The 20601-nt window shown below is 62.5% G+C and carries 20 protein-coding genes and 1 tRNA gene; 17 read left to right on the top strand and 4 right to left on the bottom strand.

The annotated features are described in order from the left end of the window. Positions 1-4: 4 nt before the first annotated feature. A complete protein-coding gene (locus NKJ67_RS16770) occupies positions 5-877 on the top strand; it encodes an MBL fold metallo-hydrolase (protein ID WP_127271973.1) in 873 nt (290 codons plus the stop codon). Positions 878-1019: 142 nt separating this feature from the next. Here the strand turns inward: NKJ67_RS16770 and rpoH are convergent, their stop codons facing one another. Further along, positions 1020-1931, bottom strand: coding sequence for an RNA polymerase sigma factor RpoH (rpoH, locus tag NKJ67_RS16775; protein ID WP_352581988.1), 912 nt, complete (start codon positions 1929-1931; stop codon positions 1020-1022). A 201-nt stretch (positions 1932-2132) separates the two neighbouring features. Next, complete coding sequence (locus tag NKJ67_RS16780) at positions 2133-3173, bottom strand: RluA family pseudouridine synthase (RefSeq protein WP_352581989.1); 1041 nt, start codon at positions 3171-3173, stop codon at positions 2133-2135. A 28-nt stretch (positions 3174-3201) separates the two neighbouring features. Here NKJ67_RS16780 and NKJ67_RS16785 point away from each other — a divergent pair, with 28 nt between their 5' ends. The 7 genes from NKJ67_RS16785 to tolA all read left to right on the top strand — a co-directional run bounded on the left by NKJ67_RS16785 (position 3202) and on the right by tolA (position 6927). Next, entirely contained in the window at positions 3202-3585 is a 384-nt protein-coding gene (locus NKJ67_RS16785) for a fimbrial protein (RefSeq protein ID WP_352581990.1), read from the top strand. Positions 3586-3633: 48 nt separating this feature from the next. Next, entirely contained in the window at positions 3634-4041 is a 408-nt protein-coding gene (locus NKJ67_RS16790) for a VOC family protein (protein ID WP_127395797.1), read from the top strand. 90 nt (positions 4042-4131) lie between these two features. Further along, positions 4132-4206 (top strand) — tRNA-Glu (locus NKJ67_RS16795). A 179-nt stretch (positions 4207-4385) separates the two neighbouring features. After that, positions 4386-4562 carry a Flp family type IVb pilin gene (locus NKJ67_RS16800; protein ID WP_127320620.1) on the top strand — a complete coding sequence of 59 codons (177 nt, stop codon included), beginning with the start codon at positions 4386-4388 and terminating at the stop codon, positions 4560-4562. 271 nt (positions 4563-4833) lie between these two features. Continuing rightward, positions 4834-5415, top strand: coding sequence for a VOC family protein (locus NKJ67_RS16805; RefSeq protein ID WP_352581991.1), 582 nt, complete (start codon positions 4834-4836; stop codon positions 5413-5415). 22 nt (positions 5416-5437) lie between these two features. Continuing rightward, a complete protein-coding gene (locus NKJ67_RS16810; RefSeq protein WP_352581992.1) occupies positions 5438-6265 on the top strand; it encodes a glutathione S-transferase family protein in 828 nt (275 codons plus the stop codon). A 293-nt stretch (positions 6266-6558) separates the two neighbouring features. Next, on the top strand, positions 6559-6927 hold the full coding sequence (tolA, locus tag NKJ67_RS16815; RefSeq protein ID WP_128308833.1) for a cell envelope integrity protein TolA: 369 nt from the start codon (positions 6559-6561) through the stop codon (positions 6925-6927). 14 nt (positions 6928-6941) lie between these two features. Here the strand turns inward: tolA and NKJ67_RS16820 are convergent, their stop codons facing one another. After that, entirely contained in the window at positions 6942-7154 is a 213-nt protein-coding gene (locus NKJ67_RS16820; protein WP_352581993.1) for a hypothetical protein, read from the bottom strand. Between the two features lie 317 nt (positions 7155-7471). Here NKJ67_RS16820 and NKJ67_RS16825 point away from each other — a divergent pair, with 317 nt between their 5' ends. Further along, the gene (locus NKJ67_RS16825; RefSeq protein WP_127268025.1) at positions 7472-8386 is read left to right on the top strand and encodes a DUF2865 domain-containing protein; all 915 of its coding nucleotides are present in this window, start codon (positions 7472-7474) and stop codon (positions 8384-8386) included. 124 nt (positions 8387-8510) lie between these two features. Next, positions 8511-8747 carry a hypothetical protein gene (locus tag NKJ67_RS16830; RefSeq protein WP_013529265.1) on the top strand — a complete coding sequence of 79 codons (237 nt, stop codon included), beginning with the start codon at positions 8511-8513 and terminating at the stop codon, positions 8745-8747. Positions 8748-8819: 72 nt separating this feature from the next. Here NKJ67_RS16830 and NKJ67_RS16835 read toward each other — a convergent pair whose 3' ends face one another. Continuing rightward, entirely contained in the window at positions 8820-9170 is a 351-nt protein-coding gene (locus tag NKJ67_RS16835; RefSeq protein WP_128288233.1) for a hypothetical protein, read from the bottom strand. A gap of 168 nt (positions 9171-9338) precedes the next feature. Between NKJ67_RS16835 and NKJ67_RS16840 the strand changes: the two genes are divergently transcribed. From NKJ67_RS16840 to phoB, 7 genes are all read left to right on the top strand, one after another. Then, positions 9339-13904, top strand: a complete 4566-nt coding sequence (locus NKJ67_RS16840; protein ID WP_352581994.1) for a PAS domain-containing protein — start codon at positions 9339-9341, stop codon at positions 13902-13904. Between the two features lie 510 nt (positions 13905-14414). Further along, entirely contained in the window at positions 14415-15443 is a 1029-nt protein-coding gene (locus NKJ67_RS16845; RefSeq protein ID WP_127271977.1) for a PstS family phosphate ABC transporter substrate-binding protein, read from the top strand. Between the two features lie 96 nt (positions 15444-15539). After that, positions 15540-17006: a phosphate ABC transporter permease subunit PstC gene (gene pstC, locus NKJ67_RS16850; protein ID WP_127271979.1), complete on the top strand. Its 1467-nt coding sequence runs from the start codon at positions 15540-15542 to the stop codon at positions 17004-17006. Continuing rightward, on the top strand, positions 17003-18319 hold the full coding sequence (gene pstA, locus NKJ67_RS16855; RefSeq protein ID WP_352581995.1) for a phosphate ABC transporter permease PstA: 1317 nt from the start codon (positions 17003-17005) through the stop codon (positions 18317-18319). The genes pstC and pstA overlap by 4 nt, the downstream gene beginning before the upstream one ends. A 17-nt stretch (positions 18320-18336) precedes the next feature. After that, positions 18337-19161 carry a phosphate ABC transporter ATP-binding protein PstB gene (gene pstB / locus NKJ67_RS16860; protein ID WP_127267721.1) on the top strand — a complete coding sequence of 275 codons (825 nt, stop codon included), beginning with the start codon at positions 18337-18339 and terminating at the stop codon, positions 19159-19161. Between the two features lie 26 nt (positions 19162-19187). Continuing rightward, a complete protein-coding gene (gene phoU, locus NKJ67_RS16865; protein WP_127267720.1) occupies positions 19188-19895 on the top strand; it encodes a phosphate signaling complex protein PhoU in 708 nt (235 codons plus the stop codon). Between the two features lie 16 nt (positions 19896-19911). Further along, positions 19912-20601 carry a phosphate regulon transcriptional regulator PhoB gene (gene phoB / locus NKJ67_RS16870; RefSeq protein ID WP_010911896.1) on the top strand — a complete coding sequence of 230 codons (690 nt, stop codon included), beginning with the start codon at positions 19912-19914 and terminating at the stop codon, positions 20599-20601.

The following is a 20601-nucleotide window of genomic DNA, read 5'->3' on the forward strand; positions in this document are numbered from 1 at the left end:
GGAATTGGACGTAGCTTTGGCCAGGCCGCAGGTCAGCGGCTTCTATGACAAGCCGACCGGCGCCATCCAGTATGTCGTCGCCGACCAGGCGACGAAGCGATGCGCCATCATCGATCCGATCCTTGATTTCGACGAGAAATCCGGTGCTACGGCAACGACGAATGCCGATGTCATGCTCGACTTCGTCAGCGAGCAGGGACTGAGCGTCGAATGGATCCTCGACACCCATCCGCATGCCGACCATTTCTCGGCGGCGCATTACTTGAGAGAGAAGACCGGCGCGCCGACGGCGATCGGCGACAGGGTCATCGAGGTCCAGAAACTGTGGAAAGCGATCTACAACTGGCCGGATTTTCCCGCCGACGGTTCGCAGTGGGACAGGCTGTTTAGAGAAGGCGAAACCTTCCAAGTGGGTACCCTTCCGGTCAAGGTGCTGTTCTCGCCCGGACACACGCTGGCCTCCATCACCTATGTGATCGGCGATGCCGCCTTCATCCACGACACGCTGTTCATGCCCGACAGCGGCACGGCGAGGACGGACTTTCCCGGCGGCAGTGCCGCGCGGCTCTGGCGCTCGATCCAGGACATATTGGCGTTGCCGGACGAGACGCGGGTGTTCGTCGGCCATGACTATCAGGCCGGCGGCCGCGAACCTTTGTGGGAAAGCACGGTCGCCATACAGAAGGCTACCAACATCCATCTTGCCGCCGCCTGCAGCGAGGCCGAGTTCGTCGCCCTGCGCGAGGCGCGCGACAGGACGCTGCCGATGCCGCGGCTGATCCTGCATGCGCTGCAGGTCAACATGAATGGCGGGAGGCTGCCCGAACCCGAAGCCAATGGCCGGCGGTACCTGAAGTTTCCGCTGGACGGGCTTTGAGGGGCCGTTGGTGAAGCTGCCAATCTCGACCCTTGCGGGGGAGATTGGCTGTCGCCCCCGTTCGCCAACTCCCAATCAGCCACAAAAAAGGCGGCGCCAGGTTTCCTGGCGCCGCCTTGATTTTTTGTTGCCTTAGCTAACCTTACGCCGCCGGCTGCGCCTCAATCGTGCGCAGCGCCTGGGTCTGGCGCTTGGCGGCGGCCTTGACCGCGTCCTGCACCTTCTCGAAGGCGCGCACCTCGATCTGGCGCACGCGCTCGCGGCTGATGTCGAACTCGGACGACAGCTCTTCCAGCGTCAGCGGCTCTTCGGCGAGGCGACGGGCCTCGAAGATGCGCCGCTCGCGCTCGTTGAGCACGGCAAGAGCGCCCGACAGCATGCCGCGCCGGTTTTCCAGCTCGTCCTGCTCGATCAGCATCTCTTCCTGGCTTTCGTGGTCGTCGACCAGCCAGTCCTGCCATTCGCCGGATTCGCCTTCGCTGGCCCGGATCGGGGCGTTGAGCGAGGCGTCGCCGGACAGGCGGCGGTTCATCGACACCACTTCGGCTTCGGAAAACTTAATCCATGTGGCGATATCGGTGATATGGTCGGGCTTCAAGTCGCCGTCGTCGAGCGCCTGGATCTTGCCCTTCACCTTGCGCAGGTTGAAGAACAGGCGCTTCTGGTTGGCGGTCGTGCCCATCTTGACCAGGCTCCACGAGCGCAGGATGTACTCCTGGATCGAGGCCTTGATCCACCACATGGCATAGGTCGCGAGGCGGAAGCCGCGCTCGGGTTCGAATTTCTTGACGGCCTGCATCAGGCCGACATTGCCTTCCGAGATCACTTCGCCGATCGGCAGGCCATAGCCGCGATAGCCCATGGCGATCTTGGCGACGAGCCTGAGGTGGCTGGTGACGAGCTTGTGCGCAGCGGAGGTGTCTTCATGCTCGGCGTAACGCTTGGCGAGCATGTACTCTTCCTGCGGCTGCAGCATGGGAAAGCGGCGGATCTCTTCCAGGTAGCGGCTGAGGCCGCCTTCGCCGGAAACGATACTGGGTAGTGACTGGGCCATGATAGCGCCCCCTCTCTATTGGAGTGATGCCCCCGAAACGCGGCGGGCATGTGACGCGAGCACCAAAAGGCTCGCCCGCGACATCAGATCTTATACAGGAACAAAACCAGAAAAGACAGGCATTTGTTCAACACGAAACAGTGTGTCACGGTGAAGTGAACAATGTCAGTCAGGTTTTTTGATGGCTTGTCGGTGACGGGTTCAGAGCTTGCGGAAGCCGCCGACGAGTTCCTCCATGTCCCTCGGTAACGGCGTCTCGAACCTCATCGTTAGATGGGTAGTGGGGTGGCGAAATGCAAGGAGCCAGGCATGCAAAGCTTGCCGGGGAAATGCCTTGACCTGGCTTTTCAGCGGTTCGGGCAGCCGGTTGGCCTTGGTGCGGAAGGCTTGGCCGTAATCGGGGTCGCCGATCACCGGATGGCTGATATGCGCCATGTGGACACGGATCTGGTGGGTGCGGCCGGTCTCCAGCCGGCATTCGACCAGGCTGGCCGTGGCGAACTCCTGTTGGCTCTCGCCGAAGCGCTCCTGCACGGCGAAGTGGGTGACCGCATGACGGGCGTCGTCGCGTCCTTCCGGCACCACGGCACGGCGCACGCGGTCGGCGGCGCGGCCGAGCGGCGCGTCGACCCTTCCGGTCGGCCTCTGCGGTATGCCCCAGACCAGCGCCAGATAGGCACGCTCCAAGTCGCCGGTCAGGCCGTGATCGGCGAAAGCCTCGGACAGTGACTTGTGGGCGCGGTCGGTCTTGGCGACGACCATGACGCCGCTGGTCTCCTTGTCGAGGCGGTGGACGATGCCCGGCCGGCGCACACCCCCGATTCCTGAAAGGCTGTCGCCGCAATGATGGATCAGCGCATTGACCAGCGTGCCGGTCCAGTTGCCCGCTCCGGGGTGCACGACAAGCCCGGCCGGCTTGTTGATGACGATCAGTTCGTCGTCCTCATAGAGTACATCGAGTGCGATGTTCTCGCCCTGCGGCTCCGCCGGCTCCGGCTCCGGCATGGTAACCGACACGCTCTCGCCCGGCGCCATCTTGCGCTTGGTCTCGTCGACGGGCTTGCCGTCGACCGAGACCGCGCCCTGCCTGATCAGCATCTGCACGCGGCTGCGTGACATGTTCGGGCCGAGGCTTGCGGCCAGCCACTGGTCGAGGCGCAGGCCGGCCGCATCCGCGCCCGCCACCAGCACTGTCGGTTCCGCCTCTATCAATTCAGGGGCCTCTTCGCTATGAGCGCTCATTGAAAAACCGTTCCGGAACTGTTTTGCCATGGCCAGCCCGATCGCCGAAGAAGACCAGGATAAGCCGCTCGACCCCGAGGTCGAAAAGGTGCGCAGGAAACTCGTCCGCTTCGTCGGGATCAATCTCGGCCTGCTGTTCCTCGCCCTTATGGTGGTGATCGGCGCCCTTGTCTACAAAGCGCGCAATGCACCGTCGGCGAACCCGCCGCTGGCCGGCGATATCCAGACACCCGCCGGCGAACCGGTCAGCGGCGACATCGTGCTGCCGGTCGGCGCCAAGGTGCTCAGCCAGTCGCTGTCCGGCAATCGTGTCTCGATCGACGCCGAGCTTGCCGACGGCAGCCGCACGATCTTCGTCTACGACATCACCGAGCGACGCCTGATCGGCCGCTTTGCGATCCGCAACAAGTGACCGAGCCGCAACGATGAACGGCAGCAGGCCAATGAGCAAGCCTCAGGCATGAGCGGGTTCGCCGAGCATCGCCGCATCGCCACGGTCGCCCTGGTCGTCGCCAATTATGACGAGGCGATTGCCTGGTATGTCGAGCGGCTGGGCTTCCTGCTCGTCGAAGATGTCGATCTCGGCGGCGGCAAGCGCTGGATCACGGTCGCGCCGGCCAACGGGCAGGGCGCCAGGCTGCTTCTGGCCGAAGCGTCCGACGAGGCGCAAAGGCAGAGCATCGGCAACCAGACCGGCGGGCGTGTCTTCCTGTTCCTGGAAACCGACGACTTTGCCCGCGACCATGCGGCGATGCTGGAGAAGGGCGTCGAATTCCGCGAAGCACCGCGCTTCGAGCCCTATGGCACGGTGGCGGTTTTCGCCGATCTGCATGGGAATCTCTGGGATCTGATCGAACCAAAACGATAGGCTGACGGCCGGCTTTTCCTCGGCAAGGGAAAGCGGCCTAAGCCCAGTTGCTTTTTCCCAGCGCTCAGCCTATATCGCCGGTTCTTGAACGCGCCCATCGTCTAGCGGTCAGGACACCGCCCTCTCACGGCGGGAACAGGGGTTCGATTCCCCTTGGGCGTACCAAGTTTTTCGACAAATTTGCAGGATGCCGCCGATTTCATTTCTGAAGTCGACGACCCTCGATACTGGCCTTCATTTCATTCGTCTGGCAAATGTTAACGGACCCGAAACCGAGAACCTTAACGCCCCCGCAACTCACGACGATATATTAGTTGTCGCTTTAGTAGCTGTAGGAGGTCGACATGAAGAAAATAGCCTGTCGTTTCGCTTGGGACGAGTCGGGCGCGACCGCGATCGAGTATGGCTTGATCGCGGCTCTTATCGCGCTGGCGATCATCACCGGCGCCGGGGCGCTGGGCAATTCGCTCAACGGGATCTTCACGAACGTCGGCACTACGGTCAACAGCAGCGGCTCGTAAGTCGGTACCTCAATTCGGTCGGCCGTCGGCCGGATCGTCGACCCTCAGCCTCCAAAAGCGTAGCGTGTACGTCCTTCCGATGCCGGGCATCGGAAGGACGGCGCACTCTCAATCATCCGGCTTATCCGTTGCGTCGCCGCGTTCGTCGCTTCTGGCGCTGCGGCCCTGTTTGCATTAGCATCACGTCACGGATCCTGAGGTGCGGCTCCGGCGGCGCGCAGAACGCCGCGCTGCCCGGACGGCCAGTTGATGCCGTGGGGGAGGAATGCCAATGCAGAAGCTGCAGTCGCAGGGCGTTCATCACATCACGCTGGTCGGCGCCGGGCGCCAGACCTCTATCGATTTCTGGGAAGGCGTGCTCGGCATGCCGTTCGTCTTCGAACAGCCCAACCTCGACAAGCCGAGGGAAAGCCATCTCTATTTCGATCCCGGCGACGGCCGGCTGATCACCATCTTCACCGACGAGAGCCGCACACCGGAGAAGCGGCGCACGCCGACCGATCCGGGCTGTGTCCACCACATCGCCTTTTCGGTGTCGCGCGTCACCTTCCTGCAGGCGGTCTCCCGTCTTGACGAGCGCGGCATCAAGCACAGCGGCGTCAAGGATCGCGGTTTCATGGATTCGATCTATTTCGAGGATCCGCTCGGCCTGCTGATCGAACTGGCGTCCTACCGCTTCGAACCGCCAGCGGGCTTCACCCACGCCGATGTGCTGATGGAAGCGCACAGGCTGCGGGTCACGCGCGGCGACTACAACATCGCCGAAGTGCATCTCGCCGATGCGATCCAGGCGCTCGTCGAGCGTTCCCGCGCCACCTTGTCGGACGATCGGGCGCCGAAGAACCCATACTGAACAGACCAGAGGGAGGAACAAGATGGCCAAGACAGCGACGAAGACTGCCGGGAAATCCGCGGCGAAAGCTGCGGCAAAGCCAAAAGCCAAGGCGGCCGCCAAGCCTGCGGTGAAGGCGACGGCAAAAGCCGCGCCCAAGTCCAAGCCGGCCAAGAAGCCGGCGTTGAAGCTCAGTATGCTGAAGCCCAGCGTCAACAACATGACCGTGCGGGTGTTTGCGCGCGCGGCCGGTTTCGACCATGCCGAGACCGATGCCTGGGGCCACACCCGTTCGCCGGAGTTCATGGCGCGAAATCCCGCCCATTTGACACCGATGATCGAGGACAAGGGCCTCCCCAGAGGCGTGCTGTGGGAAAGTTGCGCCATCATGCAGTATCTCGCCAACAAGCACGGGCTGGAGAAATTCTATCCGAAGGCGCCGGCCAAGCGGGCGATGGTCGACAGTGCCATGTTCTACCTGATCGGTACGCTCTACCCTTATGTGGCGCGCGCCACCTATCCGGCGCTCGGCTTCCCACAATATGCCGGCGAGGTCGGCCACAGCGACGCGCACCCCGACAGGAAGTCGGAGGCCCAGAAGGCGGCGATGGCGGCGATCGCCGAGCCGCTCGAAGTGTTTCACAGCTTCTTCAGGGACGGCAAGCCGTTCATCGGCGGCAAGAACCCGTCCATCGCCGATATCCGCCTGGCGGCGACGCTCGAATTCCTGGCCGTCGTCGACTATGCTTTGCCCAAGTGGGCGAAGGACTATGTGGCGGCGATCGAGAAGACGCTCGGCAAGGCCTATAGCGAGCCGGCCGGCGATGTGCGCGGCTACATCGCCCATGTGAAGTCGCAGGCCAAGGCCTGAGGTTAAGGATACGTTAACCAAAGCCCTGTCTACTGCAGGCAATTCGCTTTCGGCCCGCGACCACGGATGTACTGGCGCAGAACGTCGTAGCGATAGGAAAGGTCGGCGCAATGCCGGCCTTTTTGCTGTTCGCACGCCATCGCCAAGTGCGATCTGGCACGCAGGCCTCGTCCAGTGTCGCTTTTTTGGCGTCAACTTTTGTCGAGAGATATTGTCATTGCCGGCGTTGGCCCTACCATCCATTTCGGCAGTCCGGCATGGATTGTCGGTCAGGCATGAGACGAGGGCTGGCGATGAAAAGCGTTGCGAGACGGATTGCGGTTGCGGGCGTGATGCTGGCGGCCGCTGTCCATGCTTCGAGTGCAGCCGAACTCAACACTATGGACGATGTCGGGGCAGCGATCCAGGCATGCTGGACACCGCCGGCGGACGCCGGGACCGCCAGCGTCACCTTGAGCTTCAGCTTCAAGCGGGACGGCACGCTGATCGGCCCGCCGAGGCCGACGGCCATTAAAGTGGATGGTGATGCCAAATCGAAGAAAACGTTTGTCGATGCCGCGACAGCGGCCCTGCAGGATTGCCTGCCCCTGACTTTCTCGGCGAAGCTGGCGCAAGGGATCGCTGGCAACGTGTTTACGTTGCAATTCGCCTCTCCCAAGTAAGCCTCGTTGTCGGGTCAGTGGTGACTGCGCCTAGCCTCGGCATGCCGGGCAAGATCGGGCGTCTCGAAGACGTAGTCGCTCCAGGCTGATTCAGGAACCTGGCCGGCCAGATAGCATTCCAGCAGCAGGCTTTGCTCGGGATTGAGTGGCCTTGGCGCGCGCTGGTCCAGCCCCAGCGAGTGAAACAGGTTTCTTGTCAGGCCGGAGACGGTGAAGTGGATCGACATCTGCGTTCTCCCTTTGGTCCTTCAACGCGGAAGGCCCGACAAAGGTTTCGAACCCCTGGCGATAATGGCGCATTGATCTTGGTCCGTTGCGCTGCAGGTCCTCGGCGATGGTCAGGCTTGCGCTTTCTTTCGAGGTTCGTCTCAATCTTGAAATAAAAATGTAATATCGAATTTACATGAGGTGACGTAGTACAATAGACAATAGGTCATTCATGTCGAAATTCGTTAGATTATTAGGAACTACTCATGTAACCGAAGCTTGCTGAAGTCATGGACTCTAAATTCCAGGTTCTCCGCAAAAAGGACCAGTTGTCCCGATGATCCGTTTCTGGCCTTCCATGGTGATCGCATTTATTTCTCTGGCGGCAGTTTTGTTCGGTACGCTTTCGTCCTACGCGGACAGCTGCGGCGCGATCAGAAGCCAGTTGCTTTCGGCTGGCCGCAGCGGCGGGGCGAGCCCGGAGCTTGCCCAGTTGCGCCGGCAACTTGCAGCCATCCAGACTATCGAGAGACAGCGCCAGTGCACGGCGAAGAGTTCGCTTGGTGGTCTCTTCAACGCTTGCGCCGATCTCGCCAGGAGCCGCTCGGATGTGCAGCGCCGGATTGCTGCCGCTGGGAATTCGGGCCGCGACACAGCGGGCCTGCAGGCGCGCCTCGTCGCGCTTGGCTGTGCGCCTTCGGCAAAGCAACGGCCTGTGCGCGCCGCGCCCAGCACCCAATCGGCGAGCACCACGTTCGCCGGCAATGCGATGCTGTTTTGCGTGCGTCTGTCGGACGGATATTTCTTCCCGGCGCCAAAGTCGCAATTCGCCGCCAGCGGCGATCTGAAGGAGACGGTCGATCAATGCCGTTACATCTGCGATGACCCCGGCGTCGACCTCTACACGTTGAACGACGCCAGCCTCGAGACCGACCAGATGACCGCGCTCGACACGCGCAAACCCTATACCGAGCTGCCGGCAGCCTTCAGATATCGCGATGATGCGAATTTCAAGGCATGCGACGTCAAGCGCTACTACCAGCGGGTCACCGAACTGCGAGCCAGGACCGTGACGCCCGCCAACATGCGCAACGCCATTATTCCGTTGCCGACGGCGAAGCCGGATCTCGGCACGGTTGCGGCCGTCCCCGGGATCGATGCCGAAGCCCCAGGTGCCGCCCAGCACCTTTCGATCGAGGCCGGCGAGCGGCCGGTGCGCTTGGTCGGCCCGGCATTTTTCCCGGCCGAATGATCGCCGGTCTTCCCCGATTTGCGATCACCGGCGGCGGCGTGCCTGCTGCTATGCGGCTGCGCGATCCGTCTGGAACAGAGGGGCGCTCACGGCGTTGTGATCGACATCAGCCGGGAGGAACGCCATGGCTACGTTCAGGGAAATGCGGGTGCTGGAGATCGTCGAAGACGACTCGCTGACCACCGAACAGAAAATCGCCGAACTGCGCGAGATCGAATCCGAGGCGCGTGGGTTGCAGCGGGCTGCCTCGGAGGGTCCAATGGACGACGATGACGGTTGGCAGGAAGATCTGCGTCAGGTTCGTCTTGCACTCGACAAGCTCGGAGCGAAGGAGCCGAAAAAAGGCGCTGCTTCCCTGTGAAAGCCCGTTCGCCGAGCTATCCGCGGATCGTGTTTGTTTGACCGAATCCCGCTTTTAGGACCAAGCTCCAATCTAATCGCAGACCATGCGAGCTCTCTTGCCAGGCTCGCTGATGTTCCTGCAGGTCAGCGACTTCGCCGGCGCCGATAGGGACGCCGACGCAGGCAACCTCGTCTGGTGCCGTTTCGGTGCGGCATGGCTGACCTTGCGCTCGGAAAAACGCCGGGGCGGCTGCGGCGCCACCGGAAAAGCGCCGTTTTCGACCTCGGATTGGCCGTAGTCGACATTCGGTGGCGGCCGATCCCAGATGCGCCGGACATCGAGCGGTCTCGGGATGACGACCGTGCCGTCATAACTGCGCGAGCAACCGCCGCCGAAAAGCAGCGCCAGCCCCATGAAAAAAGGCACAATCCGTCCAAGCATCAGCAATACCCCTGCCGTTGCTTATATAGCGGGTTCGACCCCGCCGACAACCGGGCGGAATGAAGCTAACTGACCGTTAAGGTTAGCGGATCCTTAATGCTTCTCGGGCACATTTTGCCGACGAACCGCGGAGGAGGGTTCGGCCTTGGTTTTCGGGGTGGGGACGGCATGGCGGAAGCGAACGAAACAATCAGCGCGCGCGGCAAGCGCGCGCCTCGCAGATCCACAGCGCATGGCGACGATGCATCATCGTCCGCCTCTTGCATGGATTCGAACGATGCGCTTCGCCAACTCGTCGAAGCCGGTTCCGACTGGGTCTGGGAGACCGACGCCGAACTGCGCTTCTCCTGGCTCTCGCAAAATTACCAGGCAGCCACCGGCATCGATCCGGCAAACGTGCTTGGCCGGTTCCGCTTCGACTTCCTCAATCAGGTCCTGAACGGCGATCGTAGTGGCGCCGCGCATTTGGAGGATCTGCAGGCGCACCGGCCTTTTCGCGACTTCGTCTACGAACTCAAGGGTGGCAGCGCCGACTGTCGCTGGGTCTTGACATCAGGCTTTCCGAAGTTCGACGACGAAGGAAGATTTGCCGGCTATCGCGGAATCGGCCGCAACGTCACGGCATTGGCCGGCGCCTTCAAGGGTCCGGGGCCGGAACCATCGGCCGACGGCGAGCCCGACCAGCATCTGGCCGACCTCGAGCGGACGATGGACGCCATGCACATGGGCGTCGTGCTCCTCGACGCCAGGCTCGACACGCTGATCGTCAACAAGGCCTATCGCGACCTCTCGAGGATTCCGGACGGCGCTGTCGGCGTCGGCGCTCCGTTCAGCCTGTTGATGGAGCTCAACCGCCGCAGCGGCATCTATGGCGACATCGACGAACGGCAATGGCAGCGCTACCTTGCCACTCGTCTCGAGGAGATTCGCGCCGGATCCGTCGCGCCGCGCGAATTTGTCCATGCCAACGGCAGGACGATGATGTTCTCGGTGACGGCGCTGTCAGGCGGCAAGCGGCTGTTGACCTATTATGAGGTCACCGAGATCAAGCAACGCGATGCGGAGATCAAAAGCGCGAACGCCAAGATCGCCGAGACCTTCGCCAGTCTCCGCACCATGGTCGACCAGATGCCGATCGGTGTCCTCGTCCTCGACGCCGATATGCGCACCGAGATCATCAACCGTGCTTTCTATGATTTCTGGCAGATCGACGCCCGGCGCGCCGAGATCGGCTGCAGCTTCCGCGATCTGATGGACGCCAGCCGCGACATCGATCCGTTTGGTGCCGACGATGCATCATGGCAGCGGCATATCGCCGAGCGCGAGGCGGAAATCAGGGCTGGCACCGCCGGATCGCGGCAGTTCCCGCGCAATGACGGCCGCACGCTGATATCGTCGATGGCGCCGCTGGCCGGCGGCAAGCGGCTGATCTCCTATGTCGACGTCACCGACATGAAGGACCGGGAGGCCGAACTCGCCGACGCGCTGGAGAAAGCGCGGCTGGCGGAAGCGGTGATCAACGCCGTCAAGGATCCGATCTTCGTCAAGGACGACCATCTGCGTTTTGTCTTCGTCAACGAGGCGTTCGCGGCCCTGTTTGGCCAGACGCCGCAAGCCATGCTCGGCAAGCCCGGCGGCGATTTCCTCCCGACGAACGCTGTCGCGCTCTTCGAGCAGAGCGAACGGGAGGTGCTTGCAACCGGACGCGCTTACGAAGTGGAAGAAAACTTCGAGGCCGATGGCGCCAGCCGATCACGCGTCGTCAGGAAGAGCCGCGTCGGCATGGCCAGCGGCCGCAACTACGTTGCCGGCTTCCTGTTCGACATTTCCGAAATGAAGCGCCGCGAGACGGAAGCGCAGGATGCGCGCAAGCATCTCGCCAGCGTGCTGGAATCCTTGCCGGCCGCCGTGATCATCTACGATCGCGACGACAGGTTCGTTTTCGCCAACCGCAAGATCCAGGATACGCTGCCGGCCTTGAAGCCGGCATGGCAGCCCGGCTGCACATTCCGCGAGGCACTCGTTCTGGGCCATGCGAACGGCTATTTCCGCGACAGCGGCGATCCACAAGTCGACCAGCTCTACGACAGCGACCATGACCGCTGGCTGGATGCGATCCTCGCCCGCTACCGCTTGCCCAATTCCTGCTACGAGCGTCATAACCCCGACGGCCGCTGGTACCAGGTCTACGACATGCGGACCGATGATGGCACCTTCATCGGTGTTCGAGTTGACATCTCCGAGATCAAGAGCCGCGAGGCGGCATTGCGCGATTCGATGCGCCAGATCGACCTGTTCCGGCACGTGATGGACGAGTTGCCGGTGGCCGCCTTCATCAAGGCGCAGGACCTGAGCATAGAATTCGTCAACAAGGCCTGGTGCGCGATCACCGGCTTGGCCAAGGAGGATGTCATCGGCCGCACCGACCGGCAGTTGTTCGGTGCGCAGGACGCCGATGGCTACAGCCATGACGACACGCAAGTCGCCGTGACGGGCGCCGTCAGGGAGGTCGAGGAACCCGTCACCCATCGCGACGGCACGGTTCGGCAGTTGATGACGCGCAAGAGCCGCCTGGTGACGCTGGACGGGTCGGTGCATCTGGTCGGTTCGAGCACCGACATCACCGACGTCAAGGCGCGCGAGCGTGCGCTGGAAGAGAGCATGCGCGAGAACGAGGTGTTCCGCAGCCTGATCGACAACGTGCCGGTATCGATCTACGCCAAGCGCTCCGATCTCAGGCAGTTCTATGTCAACAAGGGCTGGTGCGATCTCACGGGCTTCCGCAAGGAAGAGGCTATCGGCAAGACCGACATCGAGATTTTCGGGCCGGATGGCGAGGCTTTCGTCAATGGCGACCTCGCCGTGCTGCGCACCGGCGAAACCCAGGAGGTCGAAGAGACGGTGACGTTGGCCGACGGCAGCGTCAGGCATCAATTCGCCCGCAAGGGCGCGATGATCGCCTCCGACGGCTCGCTCTATTTGATCGGCTCGACCACCGACATCACCGAGCTGAAGATGCGAGAGGCCGAACTGCGCGAGGCGCGTCAGCGCGCCGTGCTCGCCGACCGCGCCAAGTCGGAATTCCTCGCCAATATGAGCCATGAGATCCGTACGCCGATGAACGGTGTGCTCGGCATGGCCGAACTGCTGGCCAAATCGGACCTCGACCCGAAGCAGAAGACGTTCACCGACATCATCGTGAAATCGGGCAATGCGCTGCTCACCATCATCAACGACATCCTGGACTTCTCCAAGATCGATGCCGGTCAGCTGGTGCTCGATCCGGCGCCCTTCAATCTGGCCGAGGCGATCGAGGATGTGGCGACACTGGTGTCGACACGAGCCAAGGAAAAAGACCTCGAGCTGATCGTGCGTGTCGAACCTCGGCTCGAGAGCCTGTTCGTCGGCGATGTCGGCCGTATCAGACAGATCGTCACCAACCTGCTCGGCAACGCGGTGAAGTTCACCGATGAAGGCCATGTGCTGGTCGACGTCACCGGCGAGAGGGTTCCGACCGGAACGAAGCTGACGATCTCGGTCACCGATACCGGTATCGGTATCCCCGAGGAAAAACTGAAACTGGTGTTCGAGAAATTCAGCCAGGTCGACACCTCTTCGACGAGGCGGCACGAGGGAACCGGCCTCGGTCTTGCCATCACCTCGCGGCTCGTCGAGCTGATGGGCGGCGACATCGGGGTCGAAAGTGCGGAAGGCAAGGGCTCGACTTTCTGGTTCTCGGTGACGCTGCCGAGGGCCGGACAGCAGAACGGACAGCGCATCATGCCGATCGACGTGACCGGTGCGCGTGTGCTGATTGTCGACGACAATGCCGTCAATCGGGCCATCCTGACCGAACAGATGACATCGTGGACGTTCGATTCCTGCGCGGCCGAAAGCGGCGCCGAAGGCCTCAAGGTACTGATCGCCGCCGCTGCCTATGGTGTCCCGGTCGATTGCGTCGTGCTCGACTACCAGATGCCTGGAATGAGCGGCGCCGAAATGGCGCGGATCGTGCGCAGCACCGCCGGCCTTGCCGGCACGCCGATCATCATGCTGACCTCGGTCGACCAGTCGCTCGCCAACACCAGCTATCGCGATCTTGGCATCGATGCCCAGCTGATCAAGCCGGCGCGCTCCTCGGTGCTGCTGGAAACGCTGGTCGCCACCATCCAGCGGCATCGCCACAACACGAGCGGCAGCGACGCGCAGCCGCTCGCAGCCGACGTCGCTACGGGTTATGTGATGCGGCCGCAGCCCTCGGCACCGTCCGAACAGCGGGCGCTGCTGCAGCCGCCTTCGATTCGCCCCCGGCCACCGGTGGCGGCTGGCGGCGACAGGCTGGATATCCTGGTGGCCGAGGACAATGAGGTGAACCAGATGGTGTTCACCCAGATCCTCGGCGAGACCGGTTATGGTTTCGAGATCGTCGGCAATGGCCGCAAGGCGCTCGACGCCTTCGGCCGGCTCAACCCGTGCATGATCCTGATGGATGTCTCCATGCCGGAGATGAACGGTCTCGAAGCAGCCGCCGTCATTCGCCGGCTGGAGGAAGAAACCGGCACGCATGTGCCAATCGTCGGCGTCACCGCGCATGCGCTGAAGGGCGACCGCGAGCGCTGCCTGGAGGCAGGCATGGACGACTATCTGCCCAAGCCGATCAGTCCCCGGGCGTTGCTCGAGAAGGTCGAGCGCTGGGTCGGCGCCAGCCGGCAGGCGCAGCGCAACGCCGGGTAAGGCCGGCTCTGCCCGAGTACCGGGAATACGGCGAAGATTCGCGCCCCTGTCAGCGGCCAAGACTATGGTGCGATCGCACCATATGAAAGGCGGCATCCAGCCGAGACAATGGCGACATTCGAATTCCGCTCTTCCCAGTTACGGGCGGGAGCAGCGACCGCCGGCATGAGACAGCGTCACAACCTACCCCAACGGACCTGTTTTCGGCGATGGCCCGGCCACGACACCGTCTGGCTGAGAGCAACGCGCTCCCGTCCGGCTTTTCTTCATAAAGGCCGGCTGATCCTCAAATCGCCGGCCAGCCTCGACCGAATCGAGCAAGTCCCTGATTCCGGTGACAAAGCGGGGCTGCGTCGGGAGTGCCGGCCAGGGGCATTCTGCTCATCCCGATGACGCGTTACCGGGGTGACATCAAACTGTCATGCGACTGTTATAATCGAAGGCTATTGGCCTCAGCGGGCGCCGACTGACGAGCGCCGAGAGACCATCTTCCGAACAGGAGCAGGCCACATGAAGAAATTCCTCTATACGGCGTCGGCCGCTGCGCTTGCGCTCGCCGCGACGTCCGGCTTCGCCGCCGCGCGCGACCAGATCCAGGTCGCCGGATCATCGACAGTGTTACCTTATGCCAAGATCGTCGCCGAGCAGTTCGGCGAAACATTCACCAACTTCAAGACCCCGGTCGTCGAATCCGGCGGCAGCGGCGCGGGCATCAAGGAATTCTGCAAGGGCGTCGGCGAAGATACCATCGACATCGCCAACTCGTCGCGTCCGATCAAGGCGGACGAACTCAAGTCCTGCGCCGACGCCGGCGTGAAGGAAGTCCAGGAAGTCCGGATCGGCTATGACGGCATCGTCTTCGCCACCGACATCAAGGGCCCGGATTGGGCGCTGGTTCCCGCCGACATCTACAAGGCGCTGGCGGCCAAGCTGGTCGTCGACGGCAAGCTCGTCGACAATCCGAACACCAAGTGGAGCCAGGTCAATCCGAAGCTGCCCGACTGGGACATCGCCGCCTATATTCCGGGCGAAAAGCACGGCACGCGCGAAGTGTTCGAGACCAAGCTTCTCGATGCCGGCTGTGACAAGGCTGCTCTCAAGGCCGCCGGCATTGCCGACGACAAGGAAATCGGCAAAACCTGCATCGCCATCCGCAAGGACGGCAAGGCCGTCGACATCGATGGCGACTATACCGAGACGCTCGCCCGCATCGACTCCAACAAGACCGGCGTCGGCGTGTTTGGCCTCGCCTTCTATGAGAACAATGCCGACAAGCTGAAGGTCGCCACCGTGGAAGACGTCGTGCCTTCGACCGAGACGATCGCCAGCGGCAAGTATCCCGTCTCGCGCCCGCTGTTCTTCTACGTCAAGAAGGCGCATCTGGGCGTCGTTCCCGGCCTCAAGGAATATGTCGAGTTCTTCCTTGACGACCAGATGGTTGGCCCGGAAAGCCCGCTCGCCGAATACGGCCTCGTTGCGGCTCCGGATGCCGAGCGTCAGGCCCAGCGTGACGCTTTCGCCGCCGGAAAGTCGATGTAATCAGCTGCCGAACCGGGGTGCGGGCCAAATCCCGCGCCCCGGTTTCATCGCAGGCCGCAATGGCGGCTGCGTAAGAATTTCTCTTGGGGTGGGTCCATGTCGTCCTTGCTCGTACTGGCCATCGTCGTTGCCGTCGGCCTGGTTGCCTTTTTCATCGGTCGGCAACGTGCCGCGGCCCAGGACAATGGCAAGGTCAAGCCGCATTCGCGCGCCCACTATCATGGCTGGTGGGCCTTCCTGCTCGCCGTTCTGCCTGCTCTTTTGCTGCTTGCCGTCTGGACCGTCGGGTCTTCCGTCTATCTTGACCGACACATTCACACTGCCTTGCCCGAGCGCACCGTCGACAGCAAGGTTGCCAGTGAGGCACTGGATGTCAGCCTCGTAAAGAGCCTCGCCAGGGGCCTGCGCAAACTCGATGCAGGCACACTGGCCGCAATGCCTGCCAGCTTTGCCGAGCTGCAGCCGCTGCTCGCCGCCAAGGGTGTGGCACTGGCGAGCGACACGCAGGATTACATGATCCCGATCGCCGTCGAGGCGAACAAGGTCCAGGACCGGCTCGGCCTGTTCGGCGCCATTGTCATTCTCGTTTCCTCGATCGCCGGCGCCTTCTATGCGCTCAGGCAGATCGAGCCGCGCGCCAGGGCCCGCAACAATGTCGAGAGGCTGATGCTGTGGGGGCTGCTTGCCGCCTCCACCATCGCCATCCTGACCACCATCGGCATCGTGCTTTCGATGCTGTTCCAGACGATCACCTTTTTCGAAAGCGTCTCGCCGATGAGTTTCTTCTTCGGCACCGTCTGGGATCCGCGTTTTGCCGCTGCCGGTTCGGGCGGCAGCCAGGGTCAGTTCGGCCTGATCCCGCTTCTTGCGGGCACGCTCTACATCGCCGCCGTCGCGCTGCTGGTTGCGGTGCCGGTCGGGCTGATGTCGGCTGTCTACATGGCCGAATACGCAACGCCCAAGGTGCGCTCGGTGGTCAAGCCGGCGCTTGAACTTCTGGCCGGCATACCAACCATCGTCTACGGCATCTTCGCCGTCGTCACGCTTGGGCCGTTCCTGCGCGACCTGTCCGCGGCGCTGACCGGCGGTTCGCCCTTCATCCAGGGCCAGAGCATCTTCACCGCCGGCCTGGTCATGGGCGTCATGCTGATCCCGGTCGTGTCCTCTCTCTCGGACGACATCATAACCGCGGTGCCGCGCGCCATGCGCGACGGGTCGCTTGGCCTCGGCGCGACCCGCTCCGAGACGATCAAGCGGGTGATCCTGCCGGCTGCACTGCCCGGCATCGTCGGCGCCATCCTGCTGACCGCCTCGCGCGCCATCGGCGAAACGATGATTGTCGTGCTGGCGGCGGGCGTCGCCGCCAACCTTACCATCAACCCGTTCGAGGCAATGACGACCATCACCGTCAAGATCGTCAACCAGCTCACCGGCGACCTCGAGTTCAATTCGCCGCAGACGCTGGTCGCCTTCGCGCTCGGCCTGACGCTGTTCGCGCTGACGTTGGTGATGAACATCGTCGCGCTCTACATCGTGCGCAAATATCGGGAGCAGTACGAATGACCGACATCTCCATGGATACGATGGTCAGGGCGGCGGCCCATCCGCGCCGCGACATCGGCCTGAAGGCCCGTTACGCCGCCGAACGCCGTTTCCGCATCTATGGCGTCGTGGCGATTTCCGTAGGCTTGGCGTTCCTGGCAATCATGCTGATCACCATCGTCTCGAAAGGCTACACCGCCTTCTGGCAGACGACGGTATCACTGCCGATCTCGTTCGACGAGAAGGTGATCGATCCTTCCGGCAAGCGTGCAACCGATCCGAGCGTTCTGATCAAGGCAAATTATCCCAAGCTCGCCGAAAACGCGCTTGTGGCCAAGCTCGGCATCTCTCCTGATGACAAGCCGATGATCCAGAAGCTCAAGGGCTTCCTGTCGGAAGGCGCCCGCGTCCAGTTGCGCGACATCGTTGCCGCCGATCCGTCCGTGATCGGCACGACACGCAACGTCAACATCCTCGCCGCCGCCAATCTCGACTCGGCTTTCAAGGGCCAGATCGACCTCAGTGTCGAGGAAGCGCGACGCAAGGTCTCGGACCAGCAGATCACCTGGATGAACAAGCTCAAGACCGAGGGCGCGATGGCCGAGCACTTCAACAGCGGCCTGTTCACCTACGGCGCCTCCAGCCGCCCGGAAACCTCGGGCATGGGCGTGGCGATCATCGGCTCGTTTTATATGATGGTAATCGTGTTGCTCCTGGCGCTGCCGATCGGCGTCGCCGCCTCCATCTATCTGGAGGAGTTTGCCAAGAAGAACCGTTTCACCGACCTTATCGAGGTCAACATCAATAATCTGGCAGCGGTGCCGTCAATCGTCTTCGGCTTGCTCGGCCTCGCGGTGTTCATCAATTTCCTGGGCATGCCGCGCTCCGCCGCTTTCGTCGGCGGCCTGGTGCTGACACTGATGACGCTGCCGACGATCATCATCGCGACGCGCGCCGCACTTGCCGCGGTGCCGCCGTCGATCCGCTCGGCGGCTCTCGGTCTTGGCGCCTCCAAGATGCAGATGGTGTTCCAGCACATCCTGCCGCTTGCCGCACCCGGCATCCTCACCGGCACCATCATCGGTCTAGCGCGTGCGCTCGGCGAAACCGCGCCGCTGCTCTTGATCGGCATGGTCGCCTTCGTCGCCGATCCACCGACGACGCCTTTCGATCCGGCCACCGCGCTGCCGGTGCAGATCTATATGTGGGCGAACGAGGCCGAACGCGCCTTCGTCGAGCGCATGTCGGGCGCCATCATCATCCTGCTCGTCTTCCTCATGGCCATGAACATCACCGCGATCGTGCTTCGGCGTCGGTTCGAGCGGCGCTGGTAGAAAAAAGGCATTTTGGTATGAACATCATGACCGAACAGTCCCTTGAAAACGCAGTGGGCGATAAGATGAACGCCAAGTCGAACGAAGTGATCAAAATGCGCGGCGACAAGGTCGGCGTGTTCTATGGCGAGAAGCAGGCGCTGTTCGATGTCAATCTCGACGTCCGCCTGAATCAGGTGACGGCGCTGATCGGCCCTTCCGGCTGCGGCAAGTCGACCTTCCTGCGCTGCCTCAACCGCATGAACGACACCATCGATTCCGCGCGGGTAACCGGCAAGATAACGCTCGACGAAGAAGACATCTACGACAAGAACATCGATGTCGTCGAACTCAGGGCGCGCGTCGGCATGGTGTTCCAGAAACCCAATCCGTTCCCCAAGTCGATCTACGAGAACGTCGCCTATGGCCCGCGCATCCACGGATTGGCCAAGCGCAAGGCCGACATGGATCAGATCGTCGAGTCGAGCCTGAAGAAGGCGGCAATCTGGAACGAGGTGAAGGACCGTTTGCAGGAACCTGGCACGGGTCTTTCCGGTGGCCAGCAGCAGCGTCTGTGCATTGCACGCGCCATCGCCGTGTCGCCCGAGGTGATCCTGATGGACGAACCGTGTTCGGCGCTCGACCCGATCGCCACTGCTCGCGTCGAGGAACTGATCGACGAACTGCGCCAGAACTATACGATCGTCATCGTCACCCATTCGATGCAGCAGGCAGCGCGCGTGTCGCAGCGCACCGCGATGTTCCATCTAGGCTATCTGGTCGAGGAGGGCGCCACCGACAAGATGTTCACCACCCCCGACGACAAACGCACCCAGGACTACATCACCGGCCGGTTCGGCTGAGCTCAGGCATATGAGGGACGAAGATCATGGGTGAACATACCGTTGCATCTTTCGATGAGGATCTGGAGCAGATCAGCCAGCTGATCCGCGACATGGGCGATCTCGCCCGCTCGATGGTCAGTGGCTCGACCAAGGCTTTGCTCAATTCGGACAATGCGCTGGCGCAGCGCGTGGTTTCCGATGATGCCATCATGGATGCACGCCAGCGCGAGCTGGACGATCGCGCCATCACGCTGATCGCCAAGCGCCAGCCAATGGCCAACGATCTGCGTGCGGTGGTCGGTTCGATCCGCATGGCCGGCGACCTCGAGCGCATCGGTGACCTTGCCAAGAACATCGCCAAGCGCGTCGGCACTGTCGGGCTGAGCGTTACGCCGCACGACCTTTCGCATTCGATCGACGCGATGGCGCAGCTGGTGCTGATCCAGGTGCAGGGGGTCGTCGACGAGTATGCCGCCGCTGACGCGGCTGCGCTTGCCACGCTCAGAAACAATGATGAACGCATCGACGTCAAATACACCTCGGTATTCCGCGAGCTGCTGACCTACATGATGGAAGATCCCCGCAACATCACGGCGTGCACGCACCTGTTGTTTTGCGCCAAGAACCTCGAGCGGATCGGCGACCACGTGACCAACATCGCCGAAAATGCCTACTATGTTTTGACCGGCACGCAGCTGCCAGCCAATCGTCCGAAGCAGGACGAGACGGCAATGTCCGCGCCAGCGGCATAACAGGGGTGACCAGCCGATGATCGCACCACGCATCATGGTGGTGGAGGATGAGGAGCCGCTAGGCGTGCTGCTCCGCTACAATCTTGAATCCGAAGGTTACCAGGTCGAGGTGGTGACGCGCGGCGACGAGGCCGAAATCCGGCTGCAGGAGAACGTTCCCGATCTTCTGGTGCTCGACTGGATGGTGCCTGCGGTTTCGGGCATCGAACTCTGCCGGCGCCTGCGAATGCGTCCCGAGACCGAGCGGCTGCCGATCATCATGCTGACCGCGCGAGGCGAGGAAAGCGACCGCGTGCGCGGCCTGTCGACCGGCGCCGACGACTATCTGGTCAAGCCCTTCTCGACGCCGGAGTTCATGGCCAGGGTCAAGGCGCTGCTGCGCCGGGCCAAGCCGGAAGTGCTGTCCAGCGTGCTGAAGGTCGGCGATATCGTGCTCGATCGCGAGTCGCACCGTGTCTATCGCAAGAAGAGCGAGATCCGGCTTGGGCCGACGGAATTCCGCCTGCTCGAATTCATGATGCGCCATCCAGGCCGCGTGTTCTCGCGCAGCCAGCTGCTCGACAATGTCTGGGGCGAGACGATCTACATCGACGAGCGCACGGTCGACGTGCATGTCGGCCGGCTGCGCAAGGCGGTCAACAATGGCCGTATGCCTGATGTCATCCGCACGATCCGTGGCGCCGGATACGCCATCCGAGAGGACTGA

The organism is Mesorhizobium sp. M0088 (assembly GCF_040322895.1).
In the GTDB taxonomy this organism is placed as follows: Bacteria; Pseudomonadota; Alphaproteobacteria; order Rhizobiales; family Rhizobiaceae; genus Mesorhizobium.